This window comes from Reyranella sp., from assembly GCF_965229815.1.
Classification (GTDB): Bacteria; Pseudomonadota; Alphaproteobacteria; order Reyranellales; family Reyranellaceae; genus Reyranella.
Map to the genome: position 1 here is coordinate 1735191 of NZ_CBDDJN010000002.1, position 15910 is coordinate 1751100.

Consider the following 15910-nt stretch of genomic DNA (forward strand, 5'->3'; position numbering starts at 1 on the left):
CTTCGTCCTCGCTCGGACTCTAGGGGATATTCAGCCCGGCTGGAATCGGCCGATTCCAGAAACGCGTTTCCCCGACGCCGCTCCTCAGGATTGCGGCGTCTCCGCCGGCCGGGTCGCCGTCATCGACGGCCGCCCGGCGACGCGGTCGTACCAGGCCGCGAGCGCCGGCGCGCCGGTCCGCCAATCGTCCTCGGGATAGCGCCAGTCCTGGTAGCCGCAGGCCACCGCGGTCGTGATCTGGGCGAGGTCGAAGGCCGGCCCGAAGCCGCCGACGCGCGGCTCGAGCGCGGCGAGGCAGCGGAGCTGCCGCTCCCGCATCTTGGCGATGAAGTCGGCCGACCGGTCGGCGGTCCGCAGCAGCTCGGCGCGGCGCAGGATCTGCGCCTCGATCACGGCATTGGCGATCGAGATGTCGGCCAGCCCCCGCCAGCGCGCGGCGCCCTCGCGCGCCAGCAGTCGATAGCCGCCCAGCTCGGCGTTGATGAAGTCGCAGATGGCATGGGACTCGACCAGCGTCACGTCTGGCGTGACCAGGGCCGGGATGCGCTGCACCGGCGTGTCGGCCGCGAAGCTGCCGCCATGCGCCACCGTGCGGGTCGCCCAGTCGTGCGGCCAGCGGGTCGGCACGAACTCGAACCGGTCGCGCAGGCCGAGCTCCAGGATCGACACGACGACCCGCCGGACCCAGGGCGACGCAGGCGTTGTATAGAGGCGCACGTTCCGATCTCCGCGGCGGTGGCTGGATGCCAACCCTAACGCGGCGCGGCCCATGCGGCGAGCACCGCCCCCTCACCTAACCTCTCCCCCGAGGGGGAGAGGAACATGAGAAGGACGCACGCACCTTTCTCTCTTCCCCCTTTCTTTCGAGCTCCTCTCCCCCCTTTGGGGGGAGAGGTTGGGTGAGGGGGGCAACGCGAGGTCGCTACTCCGCCGGCGCGGCCGGCCGCCGCCGGCCGAACGAGGCCATGCTCTGGAACACGCCGTCGCGCCGCACCAGCGCATGGAACAGCGCCGCCGCGAAGTGCAGCAGGATCAGCGCGAAGAAGGCGAGCGCCAGCCAGCGATGCGCCGCCCACAGCAGCGTGTGCAGCTGGTCGCTCTGCGGCAGCAGCGCCGGCAGGCGGATGTTGCCCCACAGCACGACGGGATAGGCGGCCGTCGACAGCATGGCGTAGCCGATCAGCGGCATCGCGATCATCAGCGCATAGAGCGCGTAGTGCGACAGGTGGGCGCCCAGCCGCATCATCGGCGGCAGGTCGGCGGGCAGCGGCGGCGTGCCGGAGATCGAGCGCACGACGATGCGGATCAGCACCAGGAAGAAGATGGTGACGCCCAGCGTCTTGTGGAGGGCGACCAGCGGCACGTAGTCCGGCCGCACCGTCGAGACCATGAAGATGCCGATGAACAGCATCGCCAGGACGCAGATCGCCATCAGCCAGTGCAGCAGCCGCTGCAGGCCCGTGAAGCGCAGAGCCGTGAAGCGCGGTCCCGTGAAGCGCGGTCCGCCCGCTTCCGGCCTCATGGCTTGCCTCCCGGCGGCGCCTTCGGCGTGCGCGGATAGTCCTCGTATTCGGCGGTGCGCAGGTCGTAGGACCTGGCATAGGCCGCCGAACGGGCCGCCGGGAAGGGATCGTCGGACACGCTCATGCCGCGCGGCAGGATCGTGGGATCGAAGTTGATCTCGCGACACGGCCCGTCGGCCTCGGCCTCGATCTTCTCGACCACCAGCGTGCCGGCCGTGACGGTGCGCCGGTCGGCGGGCCACGCCTTGGTCGGATCGGCGGTGATGTCGCCCGGGCCCGCGACCGTCAGCACCAGCGTCCAGCGCTGCGGCGCCGCCGCGACGCGACTCGCGATCTCCTGCTCGAGATGGTTGGGACCGAGCCTGGCGAGGTCCTGCGGCGTGATCGGCACCGGCGTGGCCTCCGGGATCAGCGACCAGCGCACCGCGTGCTGCGTCCCCGACGCGTCCGTGAACAGGAAGGCGTTCAGGCCGTTGAACCGGTCCTCGGCATAGCTCGAGGTCCAGGGCGCCGTGCCGGCCCACTGGGCGAAGGGGACGAACTCCGGATGGGCCGCGACGAAGTCCTTCATCGCCTGCGGGTCCTTGGCATGCGCCGCCCGCTGCAGGTCGTAGAAGCCCTGCGGCGTCGAGACGGCGAAGATCGGCGGATCGATCATGGCGCTGCGCCAGACCGCGCCGTCGGGCGTCGTGATCTGCAGGCCGAGGCCGCGCACGCGCACCGTCGCATCCGGGGCGTTGGGGTCCGGCGTGCCGAGGTTGAAGCGGCCGAGCGCCGGATAGGTGCCGGCGCGGAACACCTGCGCCGTCGACAGCGCCGCGCCGTCGCCGCTCGACCGGAAGGTGCCGGTGAAGCAGATGCCCTTGGCGTGGTTGCGCCGGTGGCCGAGCGCGGGCCCGCCGGCGGGAGCCAGCGAGTTGACCAGCCGCGTCGGCGTCAGCCGCTCCGGCGAGAACCATCCGGCGGTCCAGGCGAACGCGCCGGCGGCGAGGGCGACGCTGGCGGCGATCGCGACCAGGGCCGGAAGGGGGGATCGGGGCGGCGGCTGAAGCATGGTCCGGTACTCTACTGTCGGGTGCTGCCGTGACTCTTTCGAGTATGGGCGCGTCCTTTCCGGTTCGCACGCGCCCCGCGCCTCACGATCCCTTGAGCCGTGTCTCCACCAGGTCGACCTCGCGGACCAGCCGTCTTCCCGTCTCCTCCGACAGCCGGCCCATCCGCACGAGCCGGTAGATCTGCTGGCGCTCGGCCTGCGTCGCGGCGAGCCGCAGCGTCGCCTCGAAGCCCCGGATCTTGCGGCCGAGGTCGCGCTCGGGACCCTTGCGCGACAGCGATTCGATCCGCTGGCGATAGATGCCCGCCACGCGCTCGGCGGCATCGGCATAGGGGTCGGCATCCCGCGCGTGGTTCGCCGCGTCGTGCTGGAGGCGGCGGATCGCCGCCAGTGCGGCATGGCTGGCGGCGAGGCGGGCCTCGTCCTCCGCTTCCTCCTCGCCCGGCTCGGGCGGGAACGGCATGCGGCGCAGCAGCCGGGGCAGCAGCAGGAAGGCGGCCACCAGGGAGGCGATGATCACGCCGGCCGCCAGGAAGATCGCGAGGTCGCGCGCGGGAAAGGGCCGGCCGTCGGCCAGGAAGAAGGGCAGGGCCAGGACGCCGGCCAGCGTGACCGTGCCGCGCGCGCCGGCCACGCTCATCGCCGCGATCGGCCGCCAGCCCGGCACGGTGCGGTCGCCCGTGCCCGTGCCCATGCCCGTACCCGTGCCCGCGCCCATTCCCGGGCGGCGCAGGGCGAGCTTCAGCAGGGCGGCGACCCAGACGAAGCGCAGCGCCATCACGGCGACGTTGATCGCCACGACGTAGACGGCGAGCCAGGCGATCTCGTCGTGTCCGGTCTCGCGCACGACCCTGGCCGCGCCCGAGGCGATGCGCGGCAGCTGCTCGCCCAGCAGGATGAAGATGATGCCGCTGGCGCCGAACTGGACGGTCTCCCAGACGGCGCTGCGCCGCACGCGCGTCACCGCGAGGATGCCGCCGCGCTGCTCGAGCAGGCTCATCGCGATGCCCGCCGCGACCGCGGCCAGGATTCCCGAGCACGCGGCCATCTCGGCCAGCCGGTAGGCGGCGAAGGGGATCAGCAGGCTGATCAGGATCTGCGCCCCGGTATCCTCGCCGTAGCGCCGCGACACCCAGTCCTTGGCGAAGCCGGCCGTCAGCGTCACGGCGGCGCCGATCGCCAGGCCGCCGGCGGCGACCCAGAGGAAGGTGACGAAGGCGTCGGGCAGCGAGAAGGTGCCGGTCAGCAGGGCCGCCAGCGCGAACCGCATGCAGACCAGCCCGGACGCGTCGTTCAGCAGCGCCTCGCCCTCGAGGATGCGCAGGAAGCGCGGCGGCACGCGGGTCCGGGCGGCGATCGCCTGCACCGCCACGGGATCGGTCGGCGAGATGACGGCGGCCAGGGCGAAGGCCACTGCCAGCGGCACCTGCGGGATCATCCAGTGGATCAGGAAGCCGAGGCCGAGCACGGTGAACACGACGAGGCCCAGCGCCAGCGCCGCGATCGTGCCCTTGTCGCGCAGCAGCGCCGCCTTCGGGAGGCGCCAGGCGTCGTAGAACAGGAGCGGCGGCAGGAAGAGCACGAAGAAGAGCTGCGGGTCGAGCTGGACGCCGAGGTCGGCGACCGCGGCGATGAAGGCGCCGAACGCGATCTGCACCAGCGGCAGCGGGATGGGCAGCGGCAGGCTGCGGGCGGTGACGCCGCTCAGCACGACGGCCGTCAGGAGGATCAGCACGACCTCGAGCGGAGCCAACCCTTCCTCCTTGCGCGCCCGGACCCGCCGGAGCCCTGCCTGTCGATACGGTCATTGTGATTCAGGCGCAACCAGCCGCAACGGGCAACCGCCGGTCACGCCCGCCGGCAGCCGATGCGACGTCCCGCAAGATCGCGCTCCCGTCGGCCCTGCCGGAGAGCCGCCGGAGGCGGACCGCCACTTTCGACTTCATCCGCCGCCGGTTCGGCGGTACGGTCACGGGCTTCTCACGCCACGTTTGATCGGACGCGCCACGCGCGTCCTGGCGGCGGCCTCCTCCCGGCTCGGGTGGAGCAGTGGGCAGCCCGCCATCGCAGCGTTCGCGCCCGGCTTCGGCCTCGGCGAACAGGGACGAAGCGAGGCGGGATCGTCGCTCGAGCGGAGAAGGAAGCATGGTCCATCTGCCTGCGCCGGTATTCCGGCGAACCAGGCCGGCGACGGAAACGCCGCAGGCGTTGCGTGGCGATTGCGTCGGCGACGCCCGCCCCGGTCTCGCGCGCGGAGGGATCCGACGGCTGGGACGCGATTGCCGCGATCTCCTCCGCAAGGGATTCGACCGCATGACGGGGCTCGGCCGCCGACATCGAACCCGGCCCGACGCGACCGGTCGCACGGCCAGCTGAATCGTGGCCGGGCCCGCTCGCGCGTCCCCGGTTCCCTCCCACCCGATTCCCGGAATCATCCCATGACCTTCGACGACATGGTCCTGCTGGCTCTCCACATCGCCACCTTCGCCTGCGGAATGGCCCTCCTCTCGCATCGGTTCTTCGCCGCGCAGCAACGATGGCTCGGCGCGAGATTCGGCCTCCAGTCGCACCTGCCGGGCATTGTCGGCCTCGCGCTCATGCTGTTCGGCGTCGTCTCCGCGTCGTCGCTGGGATGGGCGTTCGGCGTCGCGACCGTGCTCGCCGGCGTCGCCGTCGCCTACCTCTACGTGTACGTGCTCCGGCAGCGCATCGAGGCGGGTCTTCTCGGTCCGGTGTTCGCCATGCTCGCGGTCCTGCTGCCGCTCGGCGATCGCTGATCCGGCCCATCGGACGGGCATCGCACGGTCGCGGGACACGAGGCATCCGGCCGACGACGTCGCGTGGCCCCGGGCGTCGGGCGGTGGGATCGGCTGCCCGGCCTCAGGCCGCGCTGGCGTAGATGCGGTCGAGGTCGCCGTCGTCGGAGGCGTATTCGGCCGGGCAGAACTCGCACTTCACGGCGACGCGGCCCGACGGGTCGCACATGTCGTCGAGCTCCTCGCGGCGGATCGCGCGGCGGGACGCGGGTCCTCGGGCCCCGGGCTAGGTTCTGTACTCATAAAGGGATTCCCCTGAGGTCGTAGCTGTGATTCAAGCATCCAAACGGTCGGGAGCTTGTTCATGGCACGGTTTGACCTGAGCGAGAGAGAGTGGACAGTGATCTCGCCACTGCTGCCGAATAAGCCGCGGGGAGTGGCGCGCAAGGACGACCGGCGGGTCTTGAACGGGATCTTCTACACGCTGCGGACGGGCTCTCCGTGGCGCGACCTGCCGGATCGCTATGGGCCCTATACGACTTGCTACAACCGCTTCAACCGCTGGGCCAAGGCCGGCGTCTGGCTGAAGGTGTTTGAGGCCTTGGCCCAGCATTCACCGCAGTCCTTGCAACTCATCGACAGCTCGATCATCCGAGCTCATCAGCACGCCGCCGGGGGTAAAAAGGGGGTCCGGATCACGCCATCGGTCTGTCTCGTGGAGGACTGAGCACCAAAATCCACGCCGTGGTGGACCGTGACGGTCTGCCCATCCGAATCGCTCTCACCGCCGGGCAAACCCACGATCAAACCGCGGTTCCAGCGCTCTTGAGCGATCTGCCGCCAGGCTGCGATGTCGTCGCTGATCGGGGCTACGACAGCAATGCCGTTCTCGACTTCATCCATCAGGCCGGAGCACGTGCCCACATTCCCAGCCTCAGCCGCAGGCTGGTCCGCCGGACGGTCGATCCGGCGATCCATCGCCAGCGCAATCTCGTCGAGCGCTTCTTCAACAGGCTCAAGCACTTCAGGCGCGTCGCGACACGGTTCGACAAGCTCGCCCGAAACTATCTTGCCGCCGTCCTGCTCGCTTCCACCAGACTATGGCTTCGAACTTATGAGTCCACGACCTAGCCCGAGGCGGCCGGTGACCGAGGGCCAAGGAGAATGACGGCGGTGCCCGCGAGGCAAAGGGCTGCCCCGATCATGTCCCAGCGATCGGGCCGCACGCCCTCCGCCAGCCACAGCCAGATCAGGGCGGCGACGATATAGATGCCGCCATAGGCCGCGTAGCTGCGGCCGGCGTGCGCAACGTCGACCAGGGTGAGGAACCAGGCGAACAGGGCCAGGGACACCATGCCCGGCGCCAGCCACCAGGCCGACTTGCCCATCCGCAGCCACGCCCAGAACGTGAAGCATCCGGCAATCTCCGCGACCGCGGCGCCGACGAAGGCGGCAAGTGACAGATTCATGCGATGGACTCCAGGGCGAAGGGCGATTCGCTCTCGACCCTATCAGACGGTGGGGAGGGCGGGTGGAGGGATCGCGGCCCTGTTGGGCGGCGATCTCGATCTAGCTCAGAGCGTAGCTGCCGGCTTGGTCCACATCGAAGTCGCACGTGTGAAGTTCATGAATCTCCCAACGCTGATCCGCATCCGAGGCTTCGCTGCCTCGGCCTCATTGAAGAGGCAAGTATGGCCTTAACAAAATGTTAAGAGGGGAACCATCTGAGGCTCCGCTGCCTCGGATTCATTGAAGGAACCGATAGAGATTGTCGAGCAGGCGGCGCGTGACCCTATCCGAGGCCGTTGCAGCTTCGATCCCATGGAATCTCCGTCTTTTGCCGACAGAGTGGCGACCCTTCGGTCGACCATCGAGACCTCGCATCCCGGTCTCTGCGACGGGCGTGACTGCACTGCAGTCATCAACATGTTGCGATTCGGGGCCCGTCACGCTCTAGCCTTGGCCGTTCCCGGAGCCCAAAAAGTCGCAATAAAATGACCCTGCCTCTGGCGTCTGAGCACATCCCTTGAAATGAACTATTACCCAAGTTATATTCCGGTCATGACCGCCCAAGGCCGCCCCACCCTCTACGACCCCGAGCTCTGCGAGCCGGCGCACAACTACTGCCTGCTGGGTGCGACCAACGACGATCTGGCGGAATTCTTCGGCGTATCGCCCAGCACCATCGACAACTGGATCGCGCGCCATGCCGAATTCGGCGACGCGGTGCGGCGCGGTCGCGTCGTGGCCGACGCGCGGGTGGCGCGCGCGCTCTACGACCGCGCCGTTGGATTCGAGCGGCCAGTGGAGCGGCCAGTGGAGCGGCCAGTGGAGCGGTCCGTGATCGCGGGTGACGCGAAGACGGTCACGACCACGGTCTACTATCCGCCCAGCGTGGCGGCCTGCATCTTCTGGCTGCGTCACCGTCAGCGCAGCTCCTGGAGTGAATCCAGCCAGCTGGCGAAGGGCAGGGCGGTCGACGACCCCGCGGCGTTCGCCGATGACGACATCGCGCGGCTCGAGGCGGCAAGCGAGAGGGCGCGCCGCGGCGGCGAGGGCGCTGTCGGGGCAAGTGCCGGCGATTGAGAGGCGGGCGCTCGCGCATCCGTCGATGCGCGCCGTATCGGGCGTCGCCGGCCTACGCCGCGCTGGCGTAGATCCGGTCGAGGTCGCCGTCGTCGTAGGCGTACTCGGTCGAGCAGAACTCGCACTTCACCGCGACGCGGCCCGACGGGTCGCGCATGTCGTCCAGCTCCTCGCGGCGGATCGCGCGCAGCACGCGGTCGATGCGCTCGCGGCTGCAGCGGCAGCGCGCGGCGAAGGGGCGGGGCGCGAAGCGGCGCGGCTGCTCGGCATGGAACAGCCGGTGCAGGAGGACCTCGCCCGGCAGGCCGGGATCGAGCATCTCGGCCTCGGTCGCCGAGGCCATCAGGATCACCGCCTTGCGCCAGTCGTCCTCGCGCTGCTCCTGGTCGATGTCGAGGCGGCCGGCGTCGAACTCCGGCATCTGCTGCACCATCAGCGCGGCGGCCCGCCAGTGGCCGGCGCCGTCGGCGTCGACCGTGTGCTGCGCGGCGATCTTGATGCCGGTCGGCAGCTGCTCGGACTGGCGGAAATAGGTATGGGCGCAGTCGGCCAGGGTCGCGCCCTCGAGCGGCACGACGCCCTGGTAGCGCTCGGTGTGCTGGCCCTGGTCGACGGTGAAGGAGAGCCGCCCGCGGCCGAACAGGCGCGGCACGTAGGCGTCCGGCGCCTCGCCCGCATGCAGCGGCTTGTCGCCGCCCTCGCCCAGCGCCACCGCCAGCTTCCAGGAATCGAACTGGGCGTAGCCGCGCAGGGCGCCGTCGCTGGTGAGGTCGGTGACGAGGAGGCGGACCGGCCCGTCGCCCGAGATCTGCAGGGTGAAGATGCCGTCGTACTTGAGCGAGGTGGCGAGCGCCGTGCACAGCGTCATCGCCTCCGCGAGCGGCCGCGCCACGGCCAGCGGATAGCCGTGGCGCTCGATCACCGCGTCGAGCGAGCGGCCGAGCCGCACCAGACGCCCGCGCACGCCCAGCGCGTCGAGCTGGAACGGCAGCGCCTGGTCCCCTTCCGGCTTGTCGGCGTCGGAAGAGCGGAAGCCTTCCGACGATCCCATCAGGAAAGGCACCAGGCCAGGATGCTCTTCTGCGCGTGCAGGCGGTTCTCCGCCTCGTCGAACACGACCGACTGCGGCCCGTCGATGACGTCGGTCGTCACCTCCTCGCCGCGATGGGCGGGCAGGCAATGCATGAAGATGGCGTCGGGCTTGGCCTGCTTCATCAGCCGGTCATCGACCTGGTACCCGCGCAGGAGGTTGTGGCGGCGCGCGGCGCTCGGGCTGTGCGGGTCCTCGTCGCCCATCGACACCCAGGTGTCGGTGACGACGCAGTCGGCGCCCTTCACGATCGATTCGGGATCGTGGCCGATCGTGATGCGACCCTGCGACTTCGACGCCCAGTCGACCACGTCGGCCGGTGGCTTGAGCTCGGGCGGGCAGGCGACGCGCAGTTCGAAGTCGAACTGCACGGCGGCATGGATCCAGCTCGTCGCCATGTTGTTGCCGTCGCCCGACCAGGCGATCGACTTGCCCCGGATGGGACCGCGATGCTCCTCGTAGGTCATCACGTCGGCCATGAGCTGGCAGGGATGGGTCTTGTCGGTCAGGCCGTTGATGACCGGCACCGTCGCGTACTTCGCCATCTCGAGGAGCTTCTCCTCGACCGTCGTGCGCATCATGATGATGTCGACGTAGCGGCTGAGCACGCGCGCGGTGTCGGCGATCGTCTCGCCGCGGCCGAGCTGGGTGTCGGTGCGGCCGAGCATGATCGTCTGGCCGCCGAGCTCGCGCATGCCGACCTCGAACGACACGCGGGTGCGGGTCGAGGGCTTCTCGAAGATCATCGCGAGCGTCTTGCCGGCGAGCGGCTTGTCGTGCCCGCCGTTCGCCCGCGCCTTCTTCATCGCCTTGCCGTGATCCAGGATCTGGCGAAGCGTTTGCGGATCGACCTGGTCGAGGTCGAGGAAATGCTTGGGAACCGCCATGGCCTACTCGGCGGCCTTGGTGGCACCCTGAGCCTCGGCCTCGAACGACTGCGCCGCCTTCTCGAGGATCGACACGCCCTCGTCGAGGGCGGCCTTGTCGGCGATCAGCGCCGGGAAGACGCGGATCACGTTTTCCCCGGCGATCGGCACGAGCATGCCGAACGACATCAGCCGGTCGACCATGTCGCCGGCCGGCACGACGCAGCGCAGCCCCTGCAGGAAGCCGGTGCCGCGCGCCTCGGCGAAGACCTTGGGATGCTTCTTCACCAGCGCCTGGAGCTGTCCCTTGAGATACTCGCCGCGCTGGTGGACGCCGTCGAGGAAGCCCGGCTTCGTGATCTCGTCGAGCACCGCATTGGCCACGCCGGTGGCGAGCGGATTGCCGCCGTAGGTCGAGCCGTGCGTGCCCGGCACCATGCCGACGGCCGCCTTCTCGGTCGCCATGAAGGCGCCGATCGGGAAGCCGCCGCCCATGCCCTTGGCCACCGCCATGACGTCGGGCGCCACGCCCGACCATTCGTAGGCGAAGAGCTTGCCGGTGCGGCCGAAGCCGGTGTGGATCTCGTCGTAGAACAGCAGCAGGCCGAACTCGTCGCAGATCGCGCGCAGCGCCTTCAGGAAGTCGGTCGTGGTCTCGCGCACGCCGCCCTCGCCCTGGATCGGCTCGACCAGGATGCCGGCCGTCTCGTCGTCGACCATGTCGCGCACGACGTTGGCGTTGTTCAGCGGCGCGTGGCGGTAACCCGCCGCCGGCGGGCCGAAGCCCTCCAGGTACTTCTCGTTGCCGGTCGCCGCCAGCGCGTTCAGCAGCCGGCCGTGGAAGGCCGCCTGGAAGCAGATGATCTTGTAGCGCTTGGGCTTGCCGTTCACGTACTGGTACTTGCGGATCAGCTTGATGCCGCCCTCGATCGCCTCCGCGCCGGAATTGCAGAAGAACATCGTGTCGGCGAAGGTGAGCTCGGTGAGCCGCGTCGCCAGCTTCTCGCCGTTGCCGATCCGGTAGAGGTTCGACGTGTGCCAGAGCTTCTGGCCCTGCTCGGTCAGCGCCTTGACCAGGGCGGGATGGCAGTGGCCCAGCGCGTTCACGGCGATGCCGGACGTGAAGTCGAGAAAACGTCGGCCGTCCGTCGCGTAGAGATAGTTGCCCTCTCCGCGTTCGAACACGACGTCCTTGCGACCGTACGTCGGCATCACAGCCGTAATCACGGGGAACCTCCTGCAAAAGAAAACACCCTGCTTCGGGACCGCGGCGCCGGAACGGACAGACCGGGTCGAGCAGGGTCGGGCACTATCTTATCCGCGTCCGGGTGTGTCAACGTGGCCCATCTGCTCGCTCTCGCTCATGCTCCTCTCCCCCGTCAGGGGGAGAGGTTGGGTGAGGGGGCCTGCTCCGTTGTCGCCCCCCTCACCTTGCCTCTCCCCCTAGCGGGGGAGAGGAACATGAGATAGGAGACCCGCCTTCCGATGACCGCCACGCCGACCCGCAACGCCACGCTGGCTCTCAGGCGCGCCGATTTCCGATCGGTGCCGGAGATGCTCGGCTACGCCGCGCGCGGCGACACCGGTGTTACCTTTTATAGTGTCAGGGGCGAGATTCTCTCGACCCTCGCATGGCGCGACGTCGAGACGCGCGCGCAGGCGGTGGCGCGTCGGCTGATCGGCGCCGGCTTCCAGCGCGGCGAGCGCATCCTGGTGACGGCCGATACCTGGCCGGGCTTCTTCGACCTGTTCTTCGGCGCCCAGCATGCCGGCCTGCTGCCGGTGCCGGTCTCGGTGCCCGCCGGCATCGGCGGCAAGGACGCCTATGTCGAGCAGCTTCGCCGCCAGCTCAGCGCCTCGGGCGCGGTGGCCGCGATCGCCATCGACGAGCTGCGCGACTTCCTGCTCGAGGCGGCGCGCGACCTGCCGGCGGTGCGGCTGGCCGGCGGCATGGACGTCATCGAGGCGTTGCCCGATGCGGCCGTGGAGCTGCGGCCGCTCGGCCCCGACGAGCTCTGCTACATCCAGTTCTCCTCGGGCAGCACGCGCCATCCGCACGGCGTGCAGATCACCCAGGCGGCGCTGATGGCCAATCTCGCGGGCATCACCGGACCGGCAGGACTCGACGTCGTGGCCGGCGACCGCGCCGTGAGCTGGCTGCCGCTCTATCACGACATGGGACTGATCGGCTTCCTGATGGCGCCGCTCAGCTGCCAGCTTTCGATCGACTATCTGACGCCGCGCGACTTCGCCCGGCGGCCGGCGCAGTGGCTGAACATCATCTCGCAAAATCGCGGCAGCATCGCCTACAGCCCGAGCTTCGGCTACGACCTCGCGGTCCGCCGCGGCGCCAGGCAGGCGCCGGACGATCTCGACCTGTCGAGCTGGCGCCATGCCGGCATCGGCGGCGACATGATCCGGCCCGACGTGCTCCAGCGCTTCGCCGAGACCTTCGCCGGCGCGGGCTTCGACCGCGGCGCCTTCATCCCGAGCTACGGCATGGCCGAGGTCTGCCTCGCCATCACCTTCAGCCCGCACGGCACCGGCGTGCGCACCGACACGGTCGACCGCACCGCGCTGGCGCAGGAGCAGCGCGCCGTGCCGGCCGGCGACGCCGCCGACGAGCAGCGTGCCCGCCGCTTCGTGCTGTGCGGCCGCGTGCTGCCCGGCCATCGGCTCGAGGTCCGCGGCGCCGACGGCGCGGTGCTGGCCGACCGCGCGGTGGGCCGCATCTTCGTGCAGGGGCCCAGCATCATGCCGGGCTACTTCGGCGCGCCCGAGGCCAGCGCCGAGGTCCTGTCGGCCGACGGCTGGCTCGACACCGGCGACCTCGGCTACACGCTGGCGGGCGAGATCGTCGTCACCGGCCGCGCCAAGGACCTCATCATCGTCAACGGCCGCAATGTCTGGCCGCAGGACATCGAATGGGCCATCGAGGCGCGCCGCGTCGTCAAGGGCGGCGATTCCGCGGCCTTCTCGGTCGATACCGGCGAGGGCGAGCGCGTCGTGGTGGCGGTGCTGGCGCGCGTGTCGGGCGACACGGCGCGCGAGGCGCTGGCCCGCGACGTTGCCGGCGTCGTGCGCGAAAGCGTCGCCGTCGACTGCGACGTCGTCCTGGTGCCGCCGTCGATGGGCCTGCCGACCACCTCCTCGGGCAAGCTCTCGCGCTCGCGCGCCAAGGCCAACTACCTGGCCGGCCTCTATGCCCCGAAGACGGCGGCGGCGTGATTTCTCTTCTCCTCCCCGTCGCGGATTCCGCGATGGGGAGGTGCCGCCGGCAGCGGCGGCGGAGGGGTCATGAGCGCCATTATGGTTGCCCATGACCCCTCCGCCCGCTGCCGCGCCTGTGAAGGCGCTCACGCGGGCACCTCCCCCTCGCCGGATCGGCGACGGGGAGGGGGAGTATCGCGGCCATGACCCTCGTCGCGGTCACCGGCGCGACCGGCTTCGTCGGGCCGCACCTGGTGGCGGCGCTGGGGCGGCGCGGCTTCCGGCTGCGCCTGCTGGTGCGGCGCTGGTCGCCGCTGCCGTCGCTGGACGGGGTCGATGCCGAGCTGGTCCTGGGCGACCTGGGCGACCGGCGGGCACTGGCCGCGCTGGTCGACGGCGCCGATGCCGTCATCCATGCCGCCGGCCTGATCAAGGCGCGCCGGCCGGCCGACTTCATGGCGGTCAACCGCGACGGCACGGCGCTTCTGTCGGCGCTGGCGCCCGACGCCACCTTCCTCCTCCTGTCGTCGCTGGCCGCCCGCGAGCCGTCCCTCTCGGCCTATGCCGCCAGCAAGCAGGCGGCCGAGGCGGCCGTGGCCAGCCGGCCGGGCCGCTGGCTGGCCGTGCGCGCGCCCGCGGTCTACGGGCCGGGCGACCGCGAGACCCTGGCCTATTTCAAGGCGGTCGCCCGGGGTCTCGCCCCCGAACCCCGGGTCGCGGAGGCGCGCCTGTCGCTGATCCACGTGGCCGACCTGGCCGAGGCACTGGCCCGGACGGTCGCGGCCCCGCCGCCGCCCGGGGGCTACGAGATCGACGACGGCCACCCGGGGGCCTACGGCTACGGCGACATGGCCGCCGCCGCCGGCCGGGCATTGGGGCGCGAGCCTTTTCGCTTGGCGGTCCCGCGGGCCGTCATGGCGGCGGTCGCCGGCGCCAATGGACTTTTGCAGACCCTGGGCGGGCCGGTCCGCATCCTGACCCCGGGGAAGGTGCGCGAGATCTTCCATCCCGACTGGACGGCCCACGACCGGCGGCTGGCGGCAGCGATCGGCTGGCGGGCGCGTTACGACCTGGAGGCCGGATTCCGCGAGACGATCTTGTGGTACCGGCGGCAGCGGTGGCTCTAGAGGTTGTGAAACACTGCGTAACAATTTGTCATTTCACAAGGAATCACCGTTTCTGTCAGAAGGACGTTGTCTTACCCCGAGACTTTGGAGAGACGCGTTTTGCGCACCGCCCACGAAATGACCGTCGAAAACGGCGGCATCCTCGACACCCTCGCCGCCCCGCAGATCTTCTCGCGGGCGGAGGTGATTCGGGAAATCTGTGTCCATCTCGAACCCTACCGGGTCGGCGAAAGACCGATCACGGGCGGCACGGTGATTGCCAAGGACCTGACCATCGATTCGCTCGCGATCATGGACATGGTCATGGAGCTCGAGGATCGCTTCGACGTTTCCATTCCCATGGGCGTCATCGCCGAGATCCACACGGTCGACCAGCTCGCCGACACGATCCGGGAGCTCGGCGCCCGCGGCTAGGCGGCCGCCGGGACACCGTCATTGAAAATCGGACGCGGGTAGGGGAGCTCGTCACATGGGCTTGTTCGACCGACACGCCGGCCTGCTCGAGGCCTACCGCGACGTCCGGACCACCGGCTACGACCCGTTCCAGATCCGCATGGAGCGGGTCCTGTCGCCGACCGAGGCGATCATCAACGGCCGCAAGACGCTGCTGGTCGGGACGAACAATTATTTCGGCCTGACCTTCGACCCGTCCTGCATGGAAGCGGCGATCGAGGCGATTCGCGCCGAGGGCACCGGCACGACCGGCTCGCGCATCGCCAACGGCTCCTACAGCGAGCACGTCGCGCTCGAGAAGGAGATCGCCGAGTTCTACGGCAAGAAGCACTGCATGGTGTTCACCACCGGCTACCAGGCCAATCTCGGGGTGATCGCCACGCTGGGCGGCGAGGGCGACTTCCTGCTGATCGACGCCGACAGCCACGCCTCGATCTACGACGCCTGCAAGATGACCCAGGCCGAGGTCGTGCGCTTCAAGCACAACGACCCGTCGAGCCTGGAGGCGCGCCTGCGCCGCCTTGGTGATCGGCCGGGCAACCGCATCGTCGTGCTCGAGGGCATCTACTCGATGCTGGGCGACAGCGCGCCGCTCGTCGAGTTCATCGACGTCTGCAAGAAGTACGGCGCCTACGTGCTGATCGACGAGGCCCATTCGCTGGGCGCCTTGGGCGATCACGGCCGCGGCCTCTGCGAGAAGGCGGGCGTGCTCGACGACTGCCACTTCATCGTCGGCACCTTCTCCAAGACGCTGGGCGCCATCGGCGGCTACTGCGTCTCGGACGATCCCGACTTCGACATCCTGCGCGTCACCGTCCGCTCCTACATGTTCACGGCGTCGCTGCCGCCCTCGATCGTCGCCTCGGTGCGCCAGGCGCTGCGGGTCGTGAAGGCACGGCCCGAGCTTCGCACGCAGCTCTGGGACAATGTCGCCACGCTCTACGACGGTCTGAAGGCGCGCGGCTTCACGCTCGGTCCCGAGCACGGCCCGGTGGTCGGCGTGCACCTGCCCGACCGCACCACGGCCATCGGCTTCTGGCGGGCGATGCTGGACGCCGGCATCTACGTCAACGTCGCGGTGCCGCCGGCCACGCCCAACGGCGTGTCCCTGCTGCGCTGCTCGCTCTGCGCCGTGCACACGCGCGAGCAGCTCGAGCACATGGTCGAGGTCATGACCGGGATCGCCCGGCAGTTCGGCGTCCTTCCCACCGAGCCCCAGCTGCGCGCCGCCGGCGCCCGCTGAGG

The 15910-nt window shown here is 70.0% G+C and carries 15 protein-coding genes; 7 read left to right on the forward strand and 8 right to left on the reverse strand.

The features are described 5' to 3' along the window. Positions 1-84: 84 nt before the first annotated feature. The 4 genes from ACO073_RS08790 to ACO073_RS08805 form a co-directional block, all read right to left on the reverse strand. A complete protein-coding gene (locus ACO073_RS08790) occupies positions 85-717 on the reverse strand; it encodes a glutathione S-transferase family protein (RefSeq protein ID WP_421996812.1) in 633 nt (210 codons plus the stop codon). 205 nt (positions 718-922) lie between these two features. Then, positions 923-1522 carry a cytochrome b gene (locus tag ACO073_RS08795; RefSeq protein ID WP_421996813.1) on the reverse strand — a complete coding sequence of 200 codons (600 nt, stop codon included), beginning with the start codon at positions 1520-1522 and terminating at the stop codon, positions 923-925. Next, complete coding sequence (locus ACO073_RS08800; RefSeq protein ID WP_421996814.1) at positions 1519-2577, reverse strand: catalase family peroxidase; 1059 nt, start codon at positions 2575-2577, stop codon at positions 1519-1521. Before ACO073_RS08800 ends, ACO073_RS08795 begins: the two co-directional genes overlap by 4 nt. A gap of 82 nt (positions 2578-2659) precedes the next feature. Beyond that, positions 2660-4330: a Na+/H+ antiporter gene (locus ACO073_RS08805; protein WP_421996815.1), complete on the reverse strand. Its 1671-nt coding sequence runs from the start codon at positions 4328-4330 to the stop codon at positions 2660-2662. A gap of 685 nt (positions 4331-5015) precedes the next feature. Here ACO073_RS08805 and ACO073_RS08810 point away from each other — a divergent pair. Together ACO073_RS08810 and ACO073_RS08815 are read left to right on the forward strand one after the other, a co-directional pair. Continuing rightward, on the forward strand, positions 5016-5354 hold the full coding sequence (locus tag ACO073_RS08810; RefSeq protein WP_421996816.1) for a hypothetical protein: 339 nt from the start codon (positions 5016-5018) through the stop codon (positions 5352-5354). Positions 5355-5697: 343 nt separating this feature from the next. Beyond that, positions 5698-6464 (forward strand): IS5 family transposase gene (locus ACO073_RS08815; RefSeq protein ID WP_421996817.1). Its coding sequence is split into 2 segments (ribosomal slippage): positions 5698-6022 and positions 6022-6464, totalling 768 coding nucleotides; the frame shifts between segments, so codons are not numbered across the junction. Here the strand turns inward: ACO073_RS08815 and ACO073_RS08820 are convergent. Beyond that, entirely contained in the window at positions 6461-6802 is a 342-nt protein-coding gene (locus ACO073_RS08820) for a YnfA family protein (RefSeq protein WP_421996818.1), read from the reverse strand. The genes ACO073_RS08815 and ACO073_RS08820 overlap by 4 nt on opposite strands. Positions 6803-7394: 592 nt before the next feature. On the opposite strand from ACO073_RS08820, the gene ACO073_RS08825 reads away from it, so the two are divergent. Then, a complete protein-coding gene (locus tag ACO073_RS08825; protein ID WP_421996819.1) occupies positions 7395-7919 on the forward strand; it encodes a hypothetical protein in 525 nt (174 codons plus the stop codon). A gap of 52 nt (positions 7920-7971) precedes the next feature. On the opposite strand, the gene ACO073_RS08830 is transcribed toward ACO073_RS08825, so the two are convergent. Genes ACO073_RS08830 through ACO073_RS08840 form a run of 3 tightly spaced genes read right to left on the reverse strand, consistent with a single transcriptional unit; the run spans position 7972 to position 11087 of the window. Next, a complete protein-coding gene (locus ACO073_RS08830; RefSeq protein WP_421996820.1) occupies positions 7972-8982 on the reverse strand; it encodes an Hsp33 family molecular chaperone HslO in 1011 nt (336 codons plus the stop codon). After that, a complete protein-coding gene (argF, locus tag ACO073_RS08835) occupies positions 8970-9896 on the reverse strand; it encodes an ornithine carbamoyltransferase (RefSeq protein ID WP_421996821.1) in 927 nt (308 codons plus the stop codon). The genes ACO073_RS08830 and argF overlap by 13 nt, the downstream gene beginning before the upstream one ends. Positions 9897-9899: 3 nt before the next feature. Further along, positions 9900-11087: an aspartate aminotransferase family protein gene (locus tag ACO073_RS08840; RefSeq protein ID WP_421996822.1), complete on the reverse strand. Its 1188-nt coding sequence runs from the start codon at positions 11085-11087 to the stop codon at positions 9900-9902. A gap of 273 nt (positions 11088-11360) precedes the next feature. Between ACO073_RS08840 and ACO073_RS08845 the strand changes: the two genes are divergently transcribed. From ACO073_RS08845 to spt, 4 genes are all read left to right on the forward strand, one after another. Then, positions 11361-13103, forward strand: coding sequence for a fatty acyl-AMP ligase (locus tag ACO073_RS08845; protein ID WP_421996823.1), 1743 nt, complete (start codon positions 11361-11363; stop codon positions 13101-13103). A gap of 185 nt (positions 13104-13288) precedes the next feature. After that, entirely contained in the window at positions 13289-14212 is a 924-nt protein-coding gene (locus ACO073_RS08850) for an NAD-dependent epimerase/dehydratase family protein (protein WP_421996824.1), read from the forward strand. Between the two features lie 117 nt (positions 14213-14329). Beyond that, the gene (locus tag ACO073_RS08855) at positions 14330-14626 is read left to right on the forward strand and encodes an acyl carrier protein (protein WP_421996825.1); all 297 of its coding nucleotides are present in this window, start codon (positions 14330-14332) and stop codon (positions 14624-14626) included. A gap of 55 nt (positions 14627-14681) precedes the next feature. Next, complete coding sequence (gene spt / locus ACO073_RS08860; protein WP_421996826.1) at positions 14682-15908, forward strand: serine palmitoyltransferase; 1227 nt, start codon at positions 14682-14684, stop codon at positions 15906-15908. Positions 15909-15910 lie beyond the last annotated feature (2 nt).

Bases quoted from the DNA above. Each gene is read 5' to 3' on its own strand.
- argF (WP_421996821.1), bottom strand. From the start codon at position 9,896: ATGGCGGTTCCCAAGCATTTCCTCGACCTCGACCAGGTCGATCCGCAA.
- ACO073_RS08820 (WP_421996818.1), bottom strand. From the start codon at position 6,802: ATGAATCTGTCACTTGCCGCCTTCGTCGGCGCCGCGGTCGCGGAGATT.
- spt (WP_421996826.1), top strand. From the start codon at position 14,682: ATGGGCTTGTTCGACCGACACGCCGGCCTGCTCGAGGCCTACCGCGAC.
- ACO073_RS08850 (WP_421996824.1), top strand. From the start codon at position 13,289: ATGACCCTCGTCGCGGTCACCGGCGCGACCGGCTTCGTCGGGCCGCAC.
- ACO073_RS08795 (WP_421996813.1), bottom strand. From the start codon at position 1,522: ATGAGGCCGGAAGCGGGCGGACCGCGCTTCACGGGACCGCGCTTCACG.
- ACO073_RS08800 (WP_421996814.1), bottom strand. From the start codon at position 2,577: ATGCTTCAGCCGCCGCCCCGATCCCCCCTTCCGGCCCTGGTCGCGATC.
- ACO073_RS08855 (WP_421996825.1), top strand. From the start codon at position 14,330: ATGACCGTCGAAAACGGCGGCATCCTCGACACCCTCGCCGCCCCGCAG.
- ACO073_RS08840 (WP_421996822.1), bottom strand. From the start codon at position 11,087: ATGCCGACGTACGGTCGCAAGGACGTCGTGTTCGAACGCGGAGAGGGC.
- ACO073_RS08810 (WP_421996816.1), top strand. From the start codon at position 5,016: ATGACCTTCGACGACATGGTCCTGCTGGCTCTCCACATCGCCACCTTC.
- ACO073_RS08825 (WP_421996819.1), top strand. From the start codon at position 7,395: ATGACCGCCCAAGGCCGCCCCACCCTCTACGACCCCGAGCTCTGCGAG.
- ACO073_RS08845 (WP_421996823.1), top strand. From the start codon at position 11,361: ATGACCGCCACGCCGACCCGCAACGCCACGCTGGCTCTCAGGCGCGCC.